The following is a 20584-nucleotide window of genomic DNA, read 5'->3' on the forward strand; positions in this document are numbered from 1 at the left end:
CCACATCTGATATCAGTTTAGATACAGGTATTGGTATACAAGTTGAATTCGTCAGCCATCCCGATGTAGACATGGCCGTGACTAGTCTAGCAAACGCTCCACAAGGTATTGAGCTTCACAACGTCAAAACTATTCAAGATGAAGGGCAAAAAACATTAGTTGCTACAGCTTACGTCCCAGATGGCAAGCTAGATTTCTACGAAAAAAAGTTAGAGGCATATGTAAACCGAAAAACAAATCGCAATGGTGCTCCGAATGATCATCAGAAGTTGATTGACTCAATAATGTCTATTAGCCCAATAACTTTTTCTTCAATGTGGTCAGACGATTTAGAGCTACTACCAGAAGATAAAGAGCAGCAAGTTTGGTGGGAGTTTTGGATTTCAACTCCTAAAAAAGCTCGTGATACAGAACAAGTATATCGTTCTATCATCTCAGATTTTCGTAAGTTAGCCGCAAAAGCAAATTTGGAAGTATCGGAAGATACCTTAAGGTTCCCTGAACACACAATCATTCAACTAAAAGCTAGTCAGAGTCAGCTTGAAGAAAATCTAGCTTTATTGACTCGCGTATCTGAAATCCGTTTTCCTCAGGTAACGGCTGAGTTTTTTGATTCGATGAACAGTACAGAGCAGGTAGAATGGACAGAAGATGCCCTATCACGTTTAGAACAGCCTAGTGAACCTGGTGATTCTGATTCACCATACATTTGTATCATTGATACAGGTGTAAACGTACAACACCCGCTATTAGCCCCTTTTTCTACTGTAAGTGACCAACTCACTATCATGGAAGATAACGATCCAACAGATCAAAACGGTCATGGTACTAGTATGGCTGGTTTAGCTATGTGGGGAGATCTTACTAAAGTTCTTGAATCGACTGATAACCATGTGGTGCAGCATAGACTTGAATCTGTTAAAACGCTTAATCGAAATGGTGATAATGCAGGGAAATCACTTGGGTTAGTGACTTCAAATGCTATCTCCACTGTTGAGTTAAACAACTTCGAGAGATCCAGAACATTTTCTATGTCTTTGTCTTCAGGGAAAGGAACTAATCGTGGACGTCCCTCTTCTTGGTCAAGTGCTCTAGATTCACTTTCTGTAGACTACCTTGGCGAAGGACTTACCCCTCGATTATTCACGATCTGTGCAGGTAATGCCGCTATTGAATCTGTTATGGATTATCCGGATTATAACTATAGACAGGAAATTCATGACCCAGCTCAAGCGTGGAATGCCATTACTGTTGGCGCATATACTGAAAAGAACACACTGACAGAGTCGAGTGGGTACTCGCCATTAGCTGATAAGGGGGGCATATCTCCATATAGCACGACGTCATTAGAGTGGGACCGACGAAATTCACCTATCAAACCTGAGATCGTATTTGAAGGCGGTAATGTTGGTCGCGATGAGTTAGGTTGTGCTGGCCTTCAAGATCTTCAATTGCTGACAACATACAAAGACTTCACGCAAAGGCACTTCCAGTGTACAAATGCTACTAGTTCAGCGACAGCGCTGGCAGCAAGATTTTCCGCTCAGATACAATCTCAATATAAGAACTTATGGCCTGAAACAGTCAGAGCTTTGATGGTTCATTCTGCAGATTGGACTGATAAAATGTATTCTCTCATTGGGGCCACGAGAACAGACCGTTCGATTACTAAAGCAAACATGGCTAAGTTAATTCGAAAGGTAGGTTTTGGTGTTCCTAATCTGACTAGAGCATTAAACAGTGCAAGTAACTCATTATCTTTAGTCGTAGAGGATGAATTACAACCTTATGTTAAGCCGACAGGAGCGCAACCAAAAACTAAGGACATGCATTTGCATGATTTGCCTTGGCCTATTGAAGAACTTCAAAAAATTGGAGAGGCAGACGTTGAGCTAACAATTACTTTGTCCTATTTTATAGAGCCTAACCCAACAAGTAAGAATGTATTAAGCAAGTATAGTTATGCTAGCCATCAACTAAGGTTCGATGTTAAGCATCAAGATGAGTCAGATTCTGAATTTATGAGACGCATAAACGCAGCGGCTGACGGTGAGAGGCCTGATTCTCACAATGATTCGAATTGGATGCTAGGCGTCAGTCAGCGACACAGAGGCTCAATACACAAAGATATCTGGCGTGGTAGTGCCGCGGATTTGGCTGCTCGAGGGAAAATTGCAATCTATCCAGCCAGTGGTTGGTGGAAAACGAGGAACTCTCAACAGAGAACAGACTCAAAAGCTAGATACTCGTTATTAGTTTCACTTAATGTTCCAAATGTAGATGTTGATATTTACAGCGAAGTTGAACAAAGGATAGAGAGTACAATTGTGGCTCCAGTTCTCGTAGAGGCTAGTGTCTAGTTGATCTAAGAGCCACTTATTATGGAGTGGATAATTACGAATATTGAACTTTCGCATCAATCCACAAAAAGTATCAACTTGTTATTTTTCAACATAAAGAGCCGCTTTTTAGCGGCTCTTTATGTTTAATTCTAGCTATTACTCAGTAGAGCGTTAACTTTCAATTTTTCTACTTCGCATAATTCGAAGGAAACAGTGCTCGTTTCGCTTCTTCATCACGTTCGGTTTTAAATTGAACGTCTTTACCAGTTTCGCGAGCACGCAGTGCAGCAGGGCGAGTGTTGATTGCGTTAAACCAGCGCTTCAAGTTCGGGTAAGGTTCTAAGCCTTCTTCACCAAGCGCGACAGGTGCTTTATCAATCCAGCCCCATGCAGCGACATCGACAATCGTGTACTCATTTCCGACGATAAACTCACGACCTTCCATATGCTTCTCTAACACTTCGTAGTGACGTTGCGCTTCGCGTAGATAACGATTTACCGCGTAATCTAAGCCTGCTGGTGCAGCATGGCGGAAGTGTACCGATTGGCCTGAATATGGACCAAGGCCACTCGCGATAAACATCATCCAAGAGAGTAGTTCAGCTCTGTCTTCTGGCTGACCGCCAAGCTTGCCTGTTTTCTCTGAGAGATACAGAAGGATAGCGTTAGAGTCGAATACACGTTGTCCTTCATCTTCAATCGCAGGCGTTTTGCCATTTGGATTGATTAAACGATATTCCGGTGAATGCTGCTCACCCTTTAAGGTATCGACAGGAACAAGTTCAAAATCTAGGCCTGTCTCTTCCAAAAACAGAGCGATCTTCATTGGGTTTGGTGTTTGGTGAAAATAGAACTTAAGCATGGGGTAACTCCTTGTATTGGTCATTTATTAAAGCACCACTTGAACGATCGTTCAATGGTTGATTTTGAATTATTTGAAGATCTTCTGACTCGCATTCCAACTCTATGTGTTGAAGACCTCGTTATTTGAGCGAGGGGTAAAATCGCGCGATTCAGTGTGTTGGATTTTAAGTTGTTGAAAAAATGAGCTTAAAGTGGTTTTTTTGATTCGTTGCTTTATGCGGAGTTCGGATTTGTGATGGGTGGTTTTTGGCGGGATAGGGCGTATGAAATCCGCAGTCAGATATTCCAACAAAAACGTTGAGCACTGGTTCAAACCAGAATTATCTGGATGCACAGGCTTATTGGTAAGTTCAAAATCGTGATCTGCTGCCACACCTTATGCAACAAATGAATATAAACGTTAGAGATTAAGGTGTGCTTCACGGTTTTTTAATCTTAGGGACTTACATTGGTGAGCAAATCTGATGTGAACACTTAACGACACAGGATCTTTTCATGAAAAAGAACATTATCGCCCTCGCTCTTGGTGGCATGCTGGCTTTTGGCGCAACACCTTATTCTTTTGCTGCTAACGACGGCGCAGTACAGGCTTCTGCGGATTACGCGCAGTTGGTGACTAAGCGACAAGTTGTCGACCAATTACTTCTTGATGCGTTGCAGGCGTTTAAGTCTCCGGCAAGAATTTCTCACGCGGGCTTTACGGCTAAAATGCCAAGCAACATGGAAATTGTGACTAACCGATTGTTAGAAGCTTACCAACTAGAACCTTACCGTACTGATTTGCTTATCTCGGCAGCGAACGCTCAGATCTACAACAAGAATGCAGAGCGCGCTATTGAGCTGTTTGAGCAAGCGCTGACGGTTGCACCAGACGATGTTGATCTTCATGCTTACCTTGCGGTTTGGCAGCGATTTGAAGGCAATGAAAGTGAATCCAATAAGCACATGGAGAAACTGGAAAGCCTGAACAAAGGTAAAGCAGAAGACATCAAACGCATTTTTGCTACGGTCGACCGCGTGTTAGAAACACCGTTGAAAGAGTCTGCGGATAAAGGCTTGCTTGATCATCATGGCGCGATTGTCACTTTGGGCTATGCGCTTAATCCAGACGGCTCTATGCATCAAATTTTGATTGAGCGTCTTGAGACAACATTGGCGATGGCTAAGGCGAACTCAGATGCGATGATCGTGTTAACGGGTGGCGTGCCCAAGAACCACAAGACTGAAGGTAAGTTAATGGCGGATTGGCTTATCGATAAAGGGGTAAGCAAAGATCGCATCATTGAAGAAAACTATGCGACTAGCACGGTTGGCAATGCCTTATTCAGTAGCTACGCACTTGCTCGCCATGATATTAAGCACGCGACCATTATTAGCTCGGCAAGCCATGTTCGTCGTGGTCAAACTCTGTTTGAAATCGCTAGCTGGCAAACCGGCCCTCAGGGCATTACTTTTGATACGGTTTCTTACCCAGACAAGCCACTCGCAGATCTTAAGAAGGCGAGTGATGGTGAGCTACTAGGTATCTACCGAGATGCGCTTAGAACCTATGGTATGTGGAGCTACCGCTCTTACCCATTAGAGTCTCGCTAGGCTTAGGGTTACTTCACAGTAGGCAAAGTATAAGTTGCTAGTACAATCGAGCACAGCTAGATGGTATGCTGTGCTCCTACTTAATTTAGTGTTTCAAAGGCAAAAAAATGAACCCGATTTTAGCAATGTTGAAAGAGAACAATATTAGCGACGAGCAGATCAGCGAGCTATTCAAGACGTTGACCGAGAACCCTCTTGCAGCAATGGCGACGATCAGCCAACTTGGCTTACCACAAGATAAACTTCAAATGCTGATGGGCCAGGTAATGCAAAACCCTGCGCTAATCAAAGAAGCAGTTGAAGAGCTTGGCCTAGATTTTTCTAAGGTTGAAGCCGCTAAAGAGCAACTTCAAAAATAATAGAGTCTGAATGAGCGGTTTTGTTAGGAAGTGATAGCCGATTCGGTTAACTGTTCTTGAGATTGCGAATTAGACTTGAGTAAAAAGCCGTTTGAGTATCAATACTTAAACGGCTTTTTTGATCCGACTTAGAAAGGCTAGAAAGAGATACGACAAAAATACTAGTCCGATGTGACTCCCTCGCTTAAATCATGTAATTTCTTTTTAACACTCATGTTTCAATAAACTGAATTCCGGCGTTGCTCATGAAATCTAGCCTAAGCATTCGATCTTACACCAAGCAATTTAATACTCATGCCCATGATGGCTACCATCAACTCGTGCTGCCTATTCAAGGGAGTATTAGTATTGAAATGGTGGGATATGTCGGCAAGGTGGCCGTGGGCGAATGCGTGGTGATTCCGGTAACCACAGCGCATGCGTTTAAGGCGGATGAAGCAGCGCGGTTTATTGTCGCAGATATGGCAGAGTTACCGCAGCACTTGTTAGAGCATGAGCTCTCGGTGTTTACTATCACGCCACCCTTAATGAGCTTCTTGCTGTTTGTTGAAAAGCAGTTGGAATACCAAGTGGACAGTGGCATTGAATCATCCATCTTGGATGTGTTTTCACTGTTATTAGAGCAACAAAAAGTCAGCAAGAGCATCGACCCTCGTATTCGAGCGGTCCAAAGGCTCATTGCGGATAATTACGCCCAGCCTCTCTCTATTTCTCAGCTTGCAGAAACGGCTTGCTTGAGCCCCACTCAATTTAAGAAGCGCTTTAAAGAGTGCATTGGAATCAGTGCGCTTAAGTACATCACTCGCTATCGTATGGAGAAAGCTCAAGCCTTGCTTAGCCATACCGATTTACCCGTTCAATTGGTCGCAGAAAATGTGGGTTATAGTGACTTGTCTGCATTCAGTCGACGCTTCTCTCAGCACTTTGGCATGTCTCCAAGGGCGTTTTTGGGCTCGATGAAAGAGAGTCTTCCAAAACAAGAATAGCGTCCTTTTGGCAAACTCAACTTAGTATATGTTCACTATTATCTATTTCAGAAATGAAAATAGACTAGGTAATAGAAATGAATCTTGCCATCAATCGCGTTAACGAATTCCAAACGGGCACTTTAGCCATCGTGTTTGCTTCTGTTTTATGGGGCACGACAGGCACCGCCGCAAGCTTTGCGCCTGATCTCAGCCCGCTAGCGATTGGTGCTTTTTCAATGGGCGTTGGCGGCTTAATGCAAGCGGGCTTGGCGTATCGAAAGATTTTATCTTCAATTGATCAACTTTTGCTCAACAAAAAGCTGTTAGTGGCGAGTGCGCTGGCTTTGGCTATCTATCCTTTGGCTTTTTACTCTTCGATGAAGTTATCGGGTGTCGCAATGGGCACGGTGGTGTCGATAGCTACCGCGCCTTTCTTTTCTGCACTTTTAGAGTGTCTTATTAGCAAAAAGAATAATATCAACAAACGTTGGTTAACGAGCTTTGCCATTGGCGTGGTTGGCATTGGGTTACTGGTGTTTTCAGAATCATCATCGACGAGTGAATCTGGCGACGACCTGAAGCTTTTGGGCATTGGGTTAGGGTTGGTTGCTGGTTTGTGTTACGCGATTTATTCGTGGGCGACAAAAGCTCTGATAGACGAAGGCATTAAGTCGCAAGCAGCGATGGGCAGCATATTTGGGCTAGGAGCGATGTTGCTACTGCCAACGCTTTGGTTTACGGGGGATAACTTGTTCGCATCGAATACCAATATATTGGTGGTGAGTTACTTGGTGTTACTTCCTCAATGTTTAGGCTATATCGCTTTCAGTTTTGGGCTACGCCATGTCACAGCGAGTAGCGCCAACTTGATTACCTTACTTGAGCCAGTCGTTGCCGCCGTGTTGGCCGTGTGTATTGTGGGTGAGCGTATTCCATTGGTTGGATGGCTAGGTATGTTCTTGATAGTGATGTGTTTATTCATCCAATCTCAGCCAACTAAAAAGCCATTATAAGTATTTGTTAAAACGGGATTAATTGAATTAAATTCATGCGTGATTCTTATAATTGAATAAAATGAGTATCTCAGTTGCGAGAGTGCTGTTACTATCGTTATCAATAGTCGGGGGGCATATACCTTAGTTGGTGTTTGCTGAGATCGTTATTCGAGACCCGTTGAACCTGATTCAGTTAACACTGGCGTAGGGAACTATGATTACTTTGCCTACGTGGTTCAACAATGATCTCTCATTGCTTTCACCTCCACACTCTCTTTGCGGCCAAAGTTCGGTTCTCTTACGTCTTTTAGACAGTAGGAGCGACCATGACACAGCATTCCAATTCTCAAGTATCACCTAACAGCACTCAAACACCAGAAAACCAATCTTCTTCGATCAATACTCCGATTGTTTTGACCATTGCGGGTTCTGACAGTGGTGGTGGCGCGGGCATTCAAGCTGATATTAAAGCCATGTCTGCAACGGGTAGCTTCGCTTGTTCGGTAATTACCGCGATTACATCTCAGAACACCCAAGGCGTGTCCGCTATATTTCCAATCCCACTAGAGCATGTCGCTAGTCAGTTAGATGCAGTGTTTACCGATTTGAATATCGTGGCGGTAAAAGTCGGCATGTTGGCGGATTCGCAAATCATCAAAGTCGTCGCGGACAAAATCAAACAATACCAACCTAAACACCTAGTGATTGACCCTGTCATGGTGGCGACAAGTGGCGACCTTCTTTTAGAAAACTCGGCGATCACCACGCTAAAACAAGAACTGATTCCGCTCGCAGACATCATTACGCCTAACTTGCCGGAAGGCGCAGCACTTACAGGCAAAGCCGTGCCTGAAAGCGAAGCTGAAATGCAGGACATGATTGAAGACCTGCGTGCTTTAGGTGCTAAAGCAGTCCTGCTAAAAGGCGGTCACTTGGAGAAAGATGAAAACAGTAACGATTTACTGATTCTGCCAACCACATCTGCTTTGATTAGCGCGAAGCGTTTCCCTACCAAAAACACCCATGGCACGGGTTGTACGCTATCTTCTGCCATTGCTTCTTTCTTAGCTCAAGGTAATACGCTGTCAGAGGCTGTTGAGCTAGGCAAACAATACATTTCGCGCGCTATTGCTCATGCTGACGAATTGAAAGTCGGTCAAGGTCATGGCCCGGTAAACCACTTCTTCGCTGGACACGGTAATGTCCGTTAATACGGTGGGTGTTCAACTCAGCAATGCCTCCTTACGCTATAACGACAGTGAGCACGCGACCTTGTCTGGGTTGTCGCTTAGCTTAAGCGCAGGTAAGTGGACGGTATTGCTAGGTCGCAGTGGCTGCGGGAAAACCACGGTATTACGTTATCTGGCAGGCTTGCTGGACGATAAGGTGGAGTGGCAGGGCACATTGGCAACGTCTGATGAACTGCCTTTAACGGATCGCATCGCTTACATGGCGCAGCAAGATTTGTTACTGCCGTGGCTATCGGTCATCGACAATGTTTGCCTGAGTCATCGCTTTCAAAATTCAGCTTCTGACAAAGCACTGCAAACCAATCAAGCACTCGAGTTGCTCGCTGCGGTTGGTTTGGCTGATTATGCGAATGCGATGCCGGATCAGTTGTCTGGTGGTATGCGTCAACGTGTCGCTTTGGCTCGAACTTTAATGCAAGACAAGCCAGTGGTGCTGATGGATGAGCCGTTCTCTGCGCTGGATGCGGTAACGAGACACAAACTACAGAGCTTAGCGTGTGAGCTGTTGAGAGATAAAACCGTTGTGTTGATCACCCATGATCCACAAGAAGCGGTGCGTTTGGCGGACAATTTGTATGTGTTGCAAGGCACACCGGCGAATGCTCAGTCTTTATCTGTGCCTCTCACATCAACACCACGAGTGCTCGATGGTGAGTGTGCCGAGTTGCAACAAGCGATCTTAGATCAGTTGGAGCGTGATTATGAATGATCTAACGCGAAGTGGAGCTGTAGCTCATTCAACTAACGGACAGGCTGCCACTACACGCCATCGTCAGATGAATCCTGTTGTTCGTTTGCTTATCAGCAGTCCTGTGATTCTCGGTTTATGGCAGTTAGTTGTGGTTATCTTCGAGATGCCGAGCTTCATTCTGCCAGCGCCTGCAGAAGTCTTTTTAAAGCTGATTGAACGTTACGATGTGTTACTCAAACACACATGGGTGACTGCGCAAGAGATCCTACTTGGCTTGTTACTCGGTTTGTCGATGGGGCTGTTTTTCGCCCTGCAGATGCTGATGTTTGATCCGCTAAAGCGTTGGCTATTGCCTATCTTAATTGCCAGCCAAGCTATCCCTGTATTTGCTATCGCGCCAGTACTGATGCTGTGGCTAGGTTATGGCATCGCATCAAAAGTGGTGATGGCGGCGATCATTATCTTCTTCCCAGTAACCACTTGTTGTTACGACGGTCTACGCAATACACCGACAGGTTATCTCGATCTTGCCAAGACGATGGGTGCATCGAAGTGGCAATTGCTGCGTTATATCCAACTGCCTGCTGCGCTGCCAACATTAGCGTCTGGCATTCGTGTAGCGGTGGTGATTGCGCCAATTGGAGCGGTTGTCGGCGAGTGGGTTGGTTCGAGTGAGGGGCTGGGTTACTTAATGCTGCAGGCCAACGCGCGCATGATCATCGATGAGATGTTTGCTGCCTTGTTCATCTTGGCGGTGCTGTCTATCTCGCTCTACTTCATCATAGACAAGTTACTCAAAAAAGCTATCCCTTGGGAAAACCAATGATGGCTTCGCTCAACATAAGAATAATATTCAAAAGGAAAGGTTAACCGTGAAAAATACAAAATTGATAGGTGCAGTGGCACTGCTTGCTTCATTGGTTTCAGGTCATGCTCTAGCGGACTCTGAACAGAAGAAACTGACGCTGATGTTGGATTGGTTTGTGAACCCGAACCATGGTCCGATTGTGATCGCTCAAGAGCGTGGCTACTTTGCTGACCAAGGCTTAGACATTGAAATTCAAGAACCAGCAGACCCAAGCACACCTGCAAAACTGGTTGCTGCAGGTAAGGTTGATTTAGCGGTAACTTACCAACCAAGCTTAACCATGGATGTGGCAGCGGGTCTTCCTTTAGTTCGTGCATCAACCCTTATCGCGACGCCACTGAACACACTAATGGTACTGGATAACGGCAAGAACGATTCGCTAGCGGATCTTAAAGGTAAAAAAATCGGTATTGCGATTGCTGGCAACGAAGAAGCGACTATCGGTACTATGTTAGCGCAAGAAAACGTTGCTTTTACAGATGTGCAAACCATCAATGTCGGTTGGGCACTTTCATCTTCATTGGCATCGGGTAAGGTAGACGCAATCTGGGGTGGCTTGCGTAACTTCGAAACTAACCAATTAGCACTTGAAGGTTTTAAAGCTAAGGCATTCTTCCCTGAAGAGCACGGTGTGCCCGCTTACGACGAGCTTATCTTTGTTGCGAACGCAAAGAAACACGACGACGAAGCAATCAAAGCCTTCAACAAAGCATTGGAACAAGCAACGACTTACATTGTGAACCACCCACAAGAGTCATGGAGTGAGTTTGTGGCGTATTCACCAGATACGTTGAATAACGAGCTTAACCAACGCGCATGGAACGACACATTGACTCGCTTTGCACTTCGCCCTTCTGCTGTAGATATGAAGCGTTACGACGATTACGCACAGTTCATGTTCGACAAAGGCATCATCAAATCACTACCAAAAGCCGCTGATTACGTACCGACTTTTGACTAAGGAATCTCATGAAATACCAAGACTTAATCCAAGCCTGTCAGCAAGATTGGCAAGACTACACCGAGCATGATTTTGTTAAAACGCTAGCAAACGGCACCCTCGCTCAGCCGTGTTTTCTGCATTATTTGAAGCAAGATTTTTTGTTTTTAAAGCAGTATACCCGTGCTTATGCATTGGCAATTTACAAGGCTAAAACCTTGGCTGATATGCGTCGTGCACTGCCTAGTGTTCATGCTCTGTTAGATTCTGAAATTTCACACCACGTGACTTACTGTGGTCAGTGGGGTTTAACCGAATCGGATTTAGAAAACGAGCCTGAAGATTTCGGCACTGTTGCCTACACGCGCTACGTTCTAGATGCGGGTATGACGGGTGATCTTGTCGACTTATATGCGGCACTGGCTCCGTGTTCAATCGGTTATGCCGTGATTGGTAAAGCGCTGTTAGAAAGCAGTGATACTGTATTAGAAGGCAACTCGTACGCAAGCTGGCTGCAACTATACGGCGGAGAAGAGTTCCAATCTGGCGTGGCAACGGGCGCGGAATACTTCAACCAGCTGCTTGCTGAAATTGATATCAACAGCGAGCGCGGTCAGAACATCGTTCATATCTTCAAAACGGCAACGCGTATGGAAGTGGCTTTTTGGCAGCAAGGTCTGAATGCACTTAATGACTCAACCGCGGCTTAAAGCGACTTTCACGAATAAGGATTTATCCATGCTAACTGAACAAATCATCCAATCGTTGCGCGCAGTACGAGAGCAAAAACCACTGGTTGTGAACATCACTAACTATGTAGTGATGAACAACACGGCCAACGCGTTATTGGCGATTGGCGCTTCGCCTATCATGGCGCACTCACAACAAGAACTGGCTGAGATGATGTCATTCTCTGGCGCGCTTGTGATTAACATTGGCACATTAGACAGTGTTTGGACGCCAAGAATGCGCTTCGCGGTCGAACAAGCTAACGCGAACAATAAGGTTGTGGTTCTTGACCCTGTGGGTTGCGGTGCAAGTACGCTGCGTACTGAGACTTCTCGTGAAATTGCACGTTTAGCCGATAAGCTAATCATTCGTGGTAATGCGTCTGAGATTATCGCGCTAGCGGGTGAGCAAGCACAGAGCAAAGGCGTTGATGCGTTGGATAGCAGTGATGCTGCATTAGGCGCTGCGCAATGCTTAGTGGCTGAATACGGCGCGAATGTAGTTATTTCTGGTGAGACGGATTACGTTGTCACGAAAGACAGTGTTGTGACGTTAAACAATGGTCATCCAATGATGCCGTATGTGACAGGCATGGGCTGTACTTTAACAGCATTGACGGGCGCATTTGCTGCTATTGGTGATGACAGTGGTTTGGTGGCAGCAGCGGTATTAGGTGTGGTTGGTGAAATCGCGGCTGAAAACTCTCGCGGCCCAGGTAGCTTGCAAATTAACTTGCTTGATGAGCTGTATCAGTTAGACGAAGAGACTCTGATTCAACGCTTGAAGATTTAGAGTTAGATTAACTTAAAAAAGCCCCCGACACTTATGTGTAGGGGGCTTTTTATTACTGGTTTGGAACTGTGTCAGCTGTGTATAGACTGGCTGGCTAGGTTCTAAATCGGTTAACTTGGCTCTCTAGGTGATGAGCAACCTCGGTTAAGTCGCTCGCTGCACCTGAAATGCTGCTTACCGACTCTTGGTTGCTTTGAGCAATAGTGTTTGCACCTTGCGCGTTTTCACCCAGTGATTTGGTAAGACGATCCTGCTCATCAACCGACACCGCGATTTGGCTGTTGGCTTGGTTCAGATCTTGGATGTGTTGATTAATCACATGTAAGTTCTGAGAAGCTTGCTGCGCCTGCGTTGAAGCGTCTGAAACCGTGCTGTGGCTCTCTTTGATAGACTCTAACGCATCTTTAGCGCCACGTTGTAATGAGGTGATGAGCTCATCAATCTGGCTAGCAGAGTCTTGGGTACGTTTAGCGAGCGTTCTTACTTCATCGGCTACTACTGCAAATCCGCGACCTTGTTCACCTGCGCGCGCAGCTTCAATAGCCGCATTCAATGCCAACAGGTTGGTCTGCTCAGAAACGCCTTTGATTACTTCAAGAATGGCACCAATGTTCATCGACTCTTTATGTAGGTCGGTCACTTTTTGGCTGCTTACCTGCATGCTTTCATCGGCGCTACCAATTTCATGCAGTGTTTTGTCTACTTCTTTGAGTCCCATCGCCACATTCTCGGTGGCTTGGTTGGCAACTTGAGACGCGTGGTTAGCACTTGCCGCAATTTCTGATGTGCTGGAAGCTAATTGATCAACGGCAGAAGAGATATTGATCATTTCACTGTTCAATTGTGTTGCGTTGGTCGAGCTGTTATTTGTCACTTGATTGAGTGACTCCGACATCTCACCAATACGCACGCTAGAACGGTTCACTTGGCCAACAATATCGCGCAGAGATTCAATGGTGATCTCCATATTAGTCAGCAGTTCGCCAATCTCATTTTTGCTCTCAATGTTCACTTCCACATTCAGGTTGCCCTGAGAAAGCTCGTTGGTGATCTGTTTAACTTGTGCGATGCCTTTAGTAATAGAGCGAGTCACCAACACGGCGCTCGTCATGCCAATAACTAAAGCCACACCCGTCAGCAATATGATGATCTGAATCGAGCGCTTTTCGCTGGCTTGCAGTTCTGGTGTTAATGCTTGTTTCTGTTGTTCTAGAATGCTCTGAGCATCAGCTACCGAAATCGCTAAGCTGTCACCAATAGAGGCGAGGGTAGCGGTTCTTTGCGTGTTCTCAATCATCTGTTGATGAACTTGCTCAAAGCCTTTCGCGTACGCTTCCCGTTGGTTAGAGAAATCTTCAATCAATTCACTTTGATAAGGAGATGATTTAAGAGATTCAATATCGCCCTCGATACCTGGCAGAGCATATTCAAAGATGTCTTTACCGGCTTCGTAGGTTTTGAGGTCGTTGTTGTTCGAGTAACTCAGTACAGTGATCTTGGCGGCGAGGAAGTTCTCCATCAACATGCCCGCATATAAGCTCGCGTTTGGATCGTTGTTGTTGTAAGACTCATACAACAAGCTCTGCGCGGCTTTTAGTGCGTTAGTTTCTCGTGTGACCATCTCCACGTTCACTAACTGGTCAATGAGCAGTTGGCTCTGTTTCATTGATCCATAAGCCGCATCAAAAGCTGCAACGCTGTCTTGCACTAATTGCAGGCTCGACAAGCTATCAGTATTGGTGGTGGTTTGGATTAAGTTGTTTAGCAGTTCATCAATCGCAAGTTTGCTCGATTGATAATTCGCTTCGTATTGATCATCCAATGACTCTAAGTAACGTTCAGAAGCTAAACGCATCTGAAGAAAGTGCACTTGAATGTTGCCTGATAATGTCGCCTTGTGGCTGAGTTCACTATACTGGCTAAAGCCGTTCGACAAGGTTTGAATACCTTTGTAACTCACAAGGCCTGAAATGACGAAAAAGAGCAAGCAGATGGCATAACCCAGCTTGATCTTGAGCGCTATAGAAAGGTGACGCATAACTATCCCTATATTTACCTGATTCCTTCATAGGGGAGTATTTCATAAAACAGCATTCTGGGCATGCTAAAGCGAATAGTTTGTGTAATAAGTAACGCTTTTGTTAGAAAAATCGGGTTTTTCGACATGCTTTCAACGAGTTGCGTATTTGAATTCAACCGCCTAACTTAAGGAATTAAGTGCTAACTTCCATGCATAGGATGTGATTTGTCGGTAAAATGGCAGAAAACCAATTTTAGAAATCGACTTCAAAGGTACGCGATGAACCCTTATAAACTTTATCTGGTGACTGACGACCAACAAGATCTAGAAACGCTTAAATTCGTGGTTGAACAAGCGGTTGCTGGTGGCGTCACTATGGTTCAAGTAAGAGAAAAACATGGGGACGTAAGAGCGTTCATTGAGCGTGCAGAGGCCGTTAAATCGGTTTTAGCTGGAACGGGTGTGCCGCTGATCATTAATGATCGAGTCGATGTGGCATTAGCCGTTGATGCCGATGGTTTGCATCTGGGGCAATCGGATATGCCTGCAGAGTTAGCACGTAAGCTGATTGGTTCAGACAAGATTCTTGGGTTATCAATTGAAACTGAACAGCAGCTACAACAAGCAGATAGTTTGCCGATTGATTACATTGGCCTTAGTGCGCTGTTTGCGACACCGACCAAGACAAACCTCAAGAAACACTGGGGTTACGAAGGTATTCAAATGGCGTTAGAAACGACCAAGCTTCCGATTGTGGGTATCGGTGGAATCAACGAGTCGAACATTCCGCAGTTGGTTAACACAGGTATTCATGGATTAGCCTTGGTCTCAGCGATATGTCACGCTGAAAGCCCAAAACAAGCGACGCAGGATCTGCTATCTCTGATGGGAGATTGAAGGGGAGTAGAACTAGAAAACAAATGAGGTTGGTCATCTGTTTTCTAGTTAAAGCACAAGCAGGGAGTCGTGCTAGGTGTGCTTATCGATAGAGCATTTAAGGTGCTCTATCTAACACATCGTTTGGCTATTGAATGCAAAGAGCAACCGTGCCGATGACCATAAGAACGATCGCAGCGTACCAACCGTATTGTGCTGTTTTATCAGCCACAAACACCTTAATGTAGTTAATCTCTTCATGCGCCATTGCGATGAAGTCCGTGTAGTTAATCGATAACTCACGGCTAGCTTCTTTTAGGTCTTGTTGAAGCTTGTTGAAAGACTCATCGATGAAGCCCTTTGTTTCCGAAGCAGACGGAGTAGCAGTTAACGCTAGGCTATTCCAAACCGCCATACGCGATTCATATTCGCTTTCACTGACACAATTAAGTACGCGTAAATCATAATCTCGTTTGTTACGCTCTTTACCCATTTTCTCAGGGCAAATATTTCTTAAAACGTTCACGACAAATTTTCCAAAAGGTTCATTTAGATATAAAAAAGCACTCAAAGAGCGCTCATAAACTGGGTGCGAATTAATATTCAAAAAGTGATCTATTTGAAACCGATATAAGCAACGGCAAGGCTGAGCGCTTATCTGGGAGATTTGAAGTTGGGTCAGTGGTGTTAAAGAACGATTTGGGTCTGTCTATATTCGTTTGAAAAGACAAACCCGGTTGGGATCGCAGTGTAGTTATGTCACTTTGGGACATCAACTAGGGTGTTTTATCCACACGACAAAGATATTTATCGGCAAGATAAGCAGAAATGAGGTAGCGGTGGTGAGTCCCACGTCGATATTGAATCTCTGAATTGACGATGTTTTGAAAATAGAGATGATTTGTAAACAGGGGAGGCTAGTTGGCTTGCCATTGATTGTACTGCAGTGAGTGCCCCTTAAGCTGCTCAATAAGGCTGGTGAGAACTGGGCCATTGATGTGGCTGCGAGAAACTAAACAACCTACTGGAGTAATCCAACCACCATGCTCGTGTGAGACAGGTAACGCCACAATATCGCCTTTTTGAATGCCTTCCATCACCATCATCTCGGGCACATTTGCCCAACCCACGTTTTGTTCAACGAGATCAACAATGTTCTTGTGGTTGTTCGCATACCAACGCATCGAGCTAATACCATAGGTGAACCACAGTTCGCGCTGCTTTGAGCTGCGATGCACACATTGGCGATAGCGCTTGAGGTCTGAGTCTTGTACTACCGACATTTGGCTGAGTTCGTGAGTGGCAGAGCTAACAGTTAGGAAACGCGCTTGGCCCAGCAAAAAGAAATCCATATCGACCTTCAGTTCGCCATCCGCGTAGATGATGCCAATCTGTGCTTTTCCTCGTCTTACTAGGTCTTCAACATCAAAGGTTGAGGTGGTAATGATATCGAAGTGTGTGATTGGAAATTGATCGGCGAGTGAGCTGATTATCTTAATAAAGTTCTTATCTATGATGCTTTCATCAACCGCAATGATCAGTTCGTGCTCATCTTCTTGGGTCAGCGATTCTACTTTCTGATCGAAGTACTTTTGCTGGTCAAGAATGGACTTAGCCACAGGCAATAACGCTTTACCTTTGCTGGTTAAAACGGGGATGTTTTTCTCTCGGTTAAACAGCTCTTGGTCAATGGCAATTTCGAGGTTGGCTATCGATTGGCTTACCCCAGACTGAGCTCGTTTCAGTTTGCGAGCGGCGGCAGAGAAAGAGCCACTTTCACACACCGTGACGAAGACTTTTAGTTGCTCAAAACTGTACATGTTATCTCTCGCTCAATACAAAATGGGGTACTTATACTTAAGCTATCACTAAACGTGATGGCTGTTAACTTTCTCTTATTGTTTTCGGTGACATAATTTCGGTAAGTCCACCATGTTATAAATTGCTATAGGAATGTATGAGTACGTTAGAGAGAGTTTTCCACTCGGTGTTGTTTGAAGTATTGGTCGTCACACTGTCAATTATAGGTTTAGCGATATTTACTGATCACGATGTGAATGCCTTATCAGGAACCATGATAGTTGTTGCGACTATCGCGATGATTTGGAACTACTGTTTTAACCGTATTTTTGATCGTTATTTCACGGGTGAAAAATCAAAGCGTTCGCTCAAATTACGTGTTTTTCATGTCGTGCTATTTGAGGCTGGCTTGTTGATCGCGACAATCCCTGTGATGGCATACTTACTTAACGTGGGGATTTGGCAGGCATTTTTAATGGATATCGGCGTGACCATTTTTATTACCATTTACGCGTTTGTGTTTAATCTGATTTATGATCATATACGAGCATTCTGGGTACGCAGAGGGGAGCTAGCCGTTCAGTAATCTACCAAGTCAGTAAACACGAGCTTGGCCACTAACCGTTTGTTTATTCGTTATTTTGACGGAGATATTCGGTTAGTAGGTCTAGGTAACGCGGCGTTTGTTCTGCTATCTTAAAAAAGGTGATAATTTGAGTTCGTGAACGAATAGATAAGGGAAAGGATGCCAAATACCCCTCAGATAATGACAGTTGTCGATAAGAAAGAAGTCGAATTGTTCGCGGAACTGTTCAAACATATTGATGGTGAAATCTACACCTTACTACGCAGTGCCCAAATCCCTAATGATATTCTCACCAGTAATGACCATTACGATTATCTCCCTGAGACAACGGTTAAGAACGTGGTCAAGATTATGGGGGAATCTGCGTCGAGAGAAGAGTTTTCGCTGTTTATGTGGAGTTTTTGCAAGCAAACCTATGTGCCAAGGTTTGTGGCTAAGCTAAGCCAGCAGGATTCATTGAAAAACGCGCTAGACCGATTTGGTGAGCAATTGAAGCTCGTATCCAATGGTGCGAATGTCTATACCAAGCAATCCGGAGGCAAGTGGTGGTTGGTTCGCGAGAAGCCGTTTACTAACGCACCGTGGTTTAAGTTCGCTGAACTGTTCTCTGTTATTTTCATCAACGAGCTACTTTCAGTATTAACACAAGGTCGTTGGAAGCCGTCTGAGGTCGGAATTCAAAATGGCGATCTCGAATGTTTTCAATCTCTACCACAAATGGGCAGTGCTCAGTTTTATACGCATAGACCGGTCACTGCCTTTGAGATCCCTGAAGACATCATGCTTGCACCGATTGTTTTACCCAAAATTGCTCAAGTATCAGATCTCACTAAGCCTTTACCTAGCTCATTCTTGAGCGCTTTTAAGCTTGTTATTAAACCTTATCTCACGATGGGGAAACTCCCAATTAGCTTAGCTTCTGAGATTCTGAATATTCATGTCAGAACGATCCAGCGTCGGTTGGAAAGTGAAGGGGTGGTCTACAAAACCTTGATTGAAGAGATGGTTCTTGAGCAGGTTTTAGAATTGCTTAAGCAGTCAGATCTATCGATCACGCAAGTAGGTGCGAAAATGGGCTATTCCGATTCTTCCCACTTTACCCGAGCCTTTAAACGACAGATGAACATGACGCCAAGACAGTATCGAAAAGAGCACAGCTAACCTCGGTAAGCAGCAGTACAAAGCTACCAGTAAGAGCTTCGGCAATAACAGCTCCGCAGCGAAACTCTAGCCAGTAAGTAAAAACTCCAGCCAGTAAGCAGAAACCGGAGCCTGAACGCATAATTATTTATTGTCACCAAATGGCCATTTATCAACCTTGAACACTGGCAGTATCACTACTAAGTTATTGAATGTTGATGAGTTGTTTTTGCCTCGATTTTTTCCCGGAATTTTGATTAGATTTTTGTGATTATCGCGGCTGACAAAAACACCTTTGAAACCTCATGACACTCATTAGTAGTTACGGAATCGTTATGGGAAGTGGACTCCACTCATAAACGGAATCAAGGTGTATAAATGAAAAATGCAGGCTTAAAACTCTCTGTTGTTGCTCTTTCGTGTTCATTTGCTCTTTCTGCAAATGCTGCATCAACGCTATTTACTAACGTCGATGTATTCAATGGTACTGAAAACAAATTGTACGAAGACCATCATGTATTAGTCGAAGATAATCTTATCAAACAAATCTCTGCAAGCCCGATAGAGGCTGGTGATGCTGTAGTGATTGACGGCGAAGGCAAAACGTTAATGCCGGGTTTAATCGAAGGCCATGGTCACTTGTTGCTGAATGGCGGTAATCTAAGTGACCACGAAAACAACCGTACGATTGAAGAACTGGCTGCTCGAGCAACAGTGAACGCGAACGCCGCGTTTCAATCAGGTTTCACCACGTGGCGTGATGCTGGTGGCTTGAATACTGGCTTACGTAAAACAATCGATTCTGGCATGTTGCCGGGCCCACGACTTTACACATCAGGCGCATTTATTGGCCCGACGGGTTCGCATGCCGATTTCAGTAACCTAACCACGGCTAACCAACACTTCTTTGGTTCATCGACCAGTATGGCTCGAAATAGCGTGAGCTTTAATGCCGATGGTATTACAGAAATCAAAGCCGCTGCTCGTCAAAACTTCAAGCAAGGCAATACTCAAATTAAGATCATGTCTTCGGGTGGTGTGGCTTCAACATTTGACCCTTGGCAGCTGAATGCGATGTCTGCGGAAGAAATTGAAGCTGCCGTGGAAATTGCTGATGCGTATGGCTCTTACGTGATGTCGCACGCCTACAGTAAAAAAGCGATCATGCGTAACTTGGATGCGGGTGTTAAAACAATCGAACACGGTTTCATGTTCGATGGCGATATCGCCGACAAGATGGAAGATAAAGACGCTTACATCACAACTAACATGACCGCGTTTTCACCTTACCTGACGCAGATCGAAGCGATCAACTCGAACCCTGCCTCTAAGCGTAAAGCGGAGTCGGCAACCAAAGCATTCAAAGACTACATCTCGAATGTAAACAAGTACCAACCGAAATGGGGTTTCCACACAGACTGTGTCGGTGACGTGGTTTCTTGTATCAAACAAACCGACCACACGATCTTCCTTGCAGGTAAAGAGTTAGGCAACTTCTTCACTTTGAAAGGGATGACATCGGTAAACGGTGAGATCGTTAAGTTATCTGGCGTGATGGACCCATACCCAGAGGGTAAGTTAGGCGTGATTGAAGCGGGCGCATACGCCGATATCATTATTGTTGAAGGCAACCCACTTGAAGACTTGTCAGTGATTGGGGCAAACGAAAAATGGTTTGATGCAGAGCCGCGCAGCCCTGAAATCGACACCATTAAAGTCATCATGAAAGATGGCAAAGTCTACAAAAACACGCTGTAACTCAGTTCGACAA

Annotated in this window: 18 protein-coding genes, 1 pseudogene and 1 riboswitch; of the genes and pseudogenes, 15 read left to right on the forward strand and 4 right to left on the reverse strand. The window is 44.9% G+C overall.

Annotation, left to right across the window (positions count from 1 at the left end; all coding sequences use genetic code 11):
• The first annotated feature begins 77 nt into the window (after positions 1 to 77).
• Positions 78 to 2360: a S8 family peptidase gene (locus tag AB4507_RS04250; protein ID WP_372182275.1), complete on the forward strand. Its 2283-nt coding sequence runs from the start codon at positions 78 to 80 to the stop codon at positions 2358 to 2360.
• 169 nt (positions 2361 to 2529) lie between these two features.
• Here AB4507_RS04250 and AB4507_RS04255 read toward each other — a convergent pair whose 3' ends face one another.
• Positions 2530 to 3204 carry a glutathione S-transferase family protein gene (locus tag AB4507_RS04255; protein ID WP_372182276.1) on the reverse strand — a complete coding sequence of 225 codons (675 nt, stop codon included), beginning with the start codon at positions 3202 to 3204 and terminating at the stop codon, positions 2530 to 2532.
• A 497-nt stretch (positions 3205 to 3701) separates the two neighbouring features.
• On the opposite strand from AB4507_RS04255, the gene AB4507_RS04260 reads away from it, so the two are divergent.
• The 10 genes and pseudogenes from AB4507_RS04260 to thiM all read left to right on the forward strand — a co-directional run bounded on the left by AB4507_RS04260 (position 3702) and on the right by thiM (position 12391).
• Positions 3702 to 4799 carry an ElyC/SanA/YdcF family protein gene (locus AB4507_RS04260; protein ID WP_372182277.1) on the forward strand — a complete coding sequence of 366 codons (1098 nt, stop codon included), beginning with the start codon at positions 3702 to 3704 and terminating at the stop codon, positions 4797 to 4799.
• A gap of 107 nt (positions 4800 to 4906) precedes the next feature.
• Complete coding sequence (locus AB4507_RS04265; RefSeq protein WP_004731647.1) at positions 4907 to 5158, forward strand: DUF2999 family protein; 252 nt, start codon at positions 4907 to 4909, stop codon at positions 5156 to 5158.
• A gap of 245 nt (positions 5159 to 5403) precedes the next feature.
• Positions 5404 to 6144 (forward strand): AraC family transcriptional regulator, encoded by a 741-nt coding sequence (locus AB4507_RS04270; protein WP_017061918.1) that lies wholly within the window; start codon positions 5404 to 5406, stop codon positions 6142 to 6144.
• A 77-nt stretch (positions 6145 to 6221) separates the two neighbouring features.
• A complete protein-coding gene (locus AB4507_RS04275; RefSeq protein WP_372182278.1) occupies positions 6222 to 7139 on the forward strand; it encodes a DMT family transporter in 918 nt (305 codons plus the stop codon).
• A gap of 98 nt (positions 7140 to 7237) precedes the next feature.
• Positions 7238 to 7349: riboswitch (TPP riboswitch) on the forward strand.
• A gap of 98 nt (positions 7350 to 7447) precedes the next feature.
• Entirely contained in the window at positions 7448 to 8332 is an 885-nt protein-coding gene (gene thiD, locus AB4507_RS04280) for a bifunctional hydroxymethylpyrimidine kinase/phosphomethylpyrimidine kinase (RefSeq protein WP_372182279.1), read from the forward strand.
• Positions 8322 to 9080, forward strand: coding sequence for an ABC transporter ATP-binding protein (locus AB4507_RS04285; RefSeq protein ID WP_372182280.1), 759 nt, complete (start codon positions 8322 to 8324; stop codon positions 9078 to 9080). Before thiD ends, AB4507_RS04285 begins: the two co-directional genes overlap by 11 nt.
• Positions 9081 to 9153: 73 nt before the next feature.
• Positions 9154 to 9888: pseudogene (locus AB4507_RS04290) on the forward strand (ABC transporter permease); the annotation flags it as partial.
• 46 nt (positions 9889 to 9934) lie between these two features.
• Entirely contained in the window at positions 9935 to 10891 is a 957-nt protein-coding gene (locus AB4507_RS04295; RefSeq protein WP_108203193.1) for an ABC transporter substrate-binding protein, read from the forward strand.
• Positions 10892 to 10899: 8 nt separating this feature from the next.
• Complete coding sequence (tenA, locus tag AB4507_RS04300) at positions 10900 to 11580, forward strand: thiaminase II (protein WP_372182281.1); 681 nt, start codon at positions 10900 to 10902, stop codon at positions 11578 to 11580.
• Positions 11581 to 11608: 28 nt separating this feature from the next.
• The gene (gene thiM, locus AB4507_RS04305) at positions 11609 to 12391 is read left to right on the forward strand and encodes a hydroxyethylthiazole kinase (protein WP_372182282.1); all 783 of its coding nucleotides are present in this window, start codon (positions 11609 to 11611) and stop codon (positions 12389 to 12391) included.
• A 94-nt stretch (positions 12392 to 12485) separates the two neighbouring features.
• Here the strand turns inward: thiM and AB4507_RS04310 are convergent, their stop codons facing one another.
• Complete coding sequence (locus tag AB4507_RS04310; RefSeq protein WP_102428987.1) at positions 12486 to 14429, reverse strand: methyl-accepting chemotaxis protein; 1944 nt, start codon at positions 14427 to 14429, stop codon at positions 12486 to 12488.
• 261 nt (positions 14430 to 14690) lie between these two features.
• Between AB4507_RS04310 and thiE the strand changes: the two genes are divergently transcribed.
• Positions 14691 to 15308, forward strand: coding sequence for a thiamine phosphate synthase (gene thiE / locus AB4507_RS04315; RefSeq protein ID WP_372084011.1), 618 nt, complete (start codon positions 14691 to 14693; stop codon positions 15306 to 15308).
• 127 nt (positions 15309 to 15435) lie between these two features.
• On the opposite strand, the gene AB4507_RS04320 is transcribed toward thiE, so the two are convergent.
• Both AB4507_RS04320 and AB4507_RS04325 read right to left on the reverse strand, forming a co-directional pair.
• Positions 15436 to 15780 (reverse strand): thiamine-phosphate diphosphorylase, encoded by a 345-nt coding sequence (locus AB4507_RS04320; protein WP_372182286.1) that lies wholly within the window; start codon positions 15778 to 15780, stop codon positions 15436 to 15438.
• 424 nt (positions 15781 to 16204) lie between these two features.
• Positions 16205 to 17107: a LysR family transcriptional regulator gene (locus AB4507_RS04325; RefSeq protein ID WP_372102954.1), complete on the reverse strand. Its 903-nt coding sequence runs from the start codon at positions 17105 to 17107 to the stop codon at positions 16205 to 16207.
• A 137-nt stretch (positions 17108 to 17244) separates the two neighbouring features.
• Here AB4507_RS04325 and AB4507_RS04330 point away from each other — a divergent pair, with 137 nt between their 5' ends.
• The 3 genes from AB4507_RS04330 to AB4507_RS04340 all read left to right on the forward strand — a co-directional run bounded on the left by AB4507_RS04330 (position 17245) and on the right by AB4507_RS04340 (position 20571).
• Positions 17245 to 17673, forward strand: coding sequence for a PACE efflux transporter (locus AB4507_RS04330; protein WP_372182283.1), 429 nt, complete (start codon positions 17245 to 17247; stop codon positions 17671 to 17673).
• A 180-nt stretch (positions 17674 to 17853) separates the two neighbouring features.
• Entirely contained in the window at positions 17854 to 18834 is a 981-nt protein-coding gene (locus AB4507_RS04335) for a helix-turn-helix domain-containing protein (protein WP_372182287.1), read from the forward strand.
• A 357-nt stretch (positions 18835 to 19191) separates the two neighbouring features.
• Complete coding sequence (locus tag AB4507_RS04340; RefSeq protein ID WP_017071981.1) at positions 19192 to 20571, forward strand: amidohydrolase family protein; 1380 nt, start codon at positions 19192 to 19194, stop codon at positions 20569 to 20571.
• Positions 20572 to 20584: the final 13 nt, after the last annotated feature.

It is taken from the genome of Vibrio sp. 10N.222.54.A3, from assembly GCF_041474095.1.
GTDB lineage: Bacteria > Pseudomonadota > Gammaproteobacteria > Enterobacterales > Vibrionaceae > Vibrio > Vibrio crassostreae_C.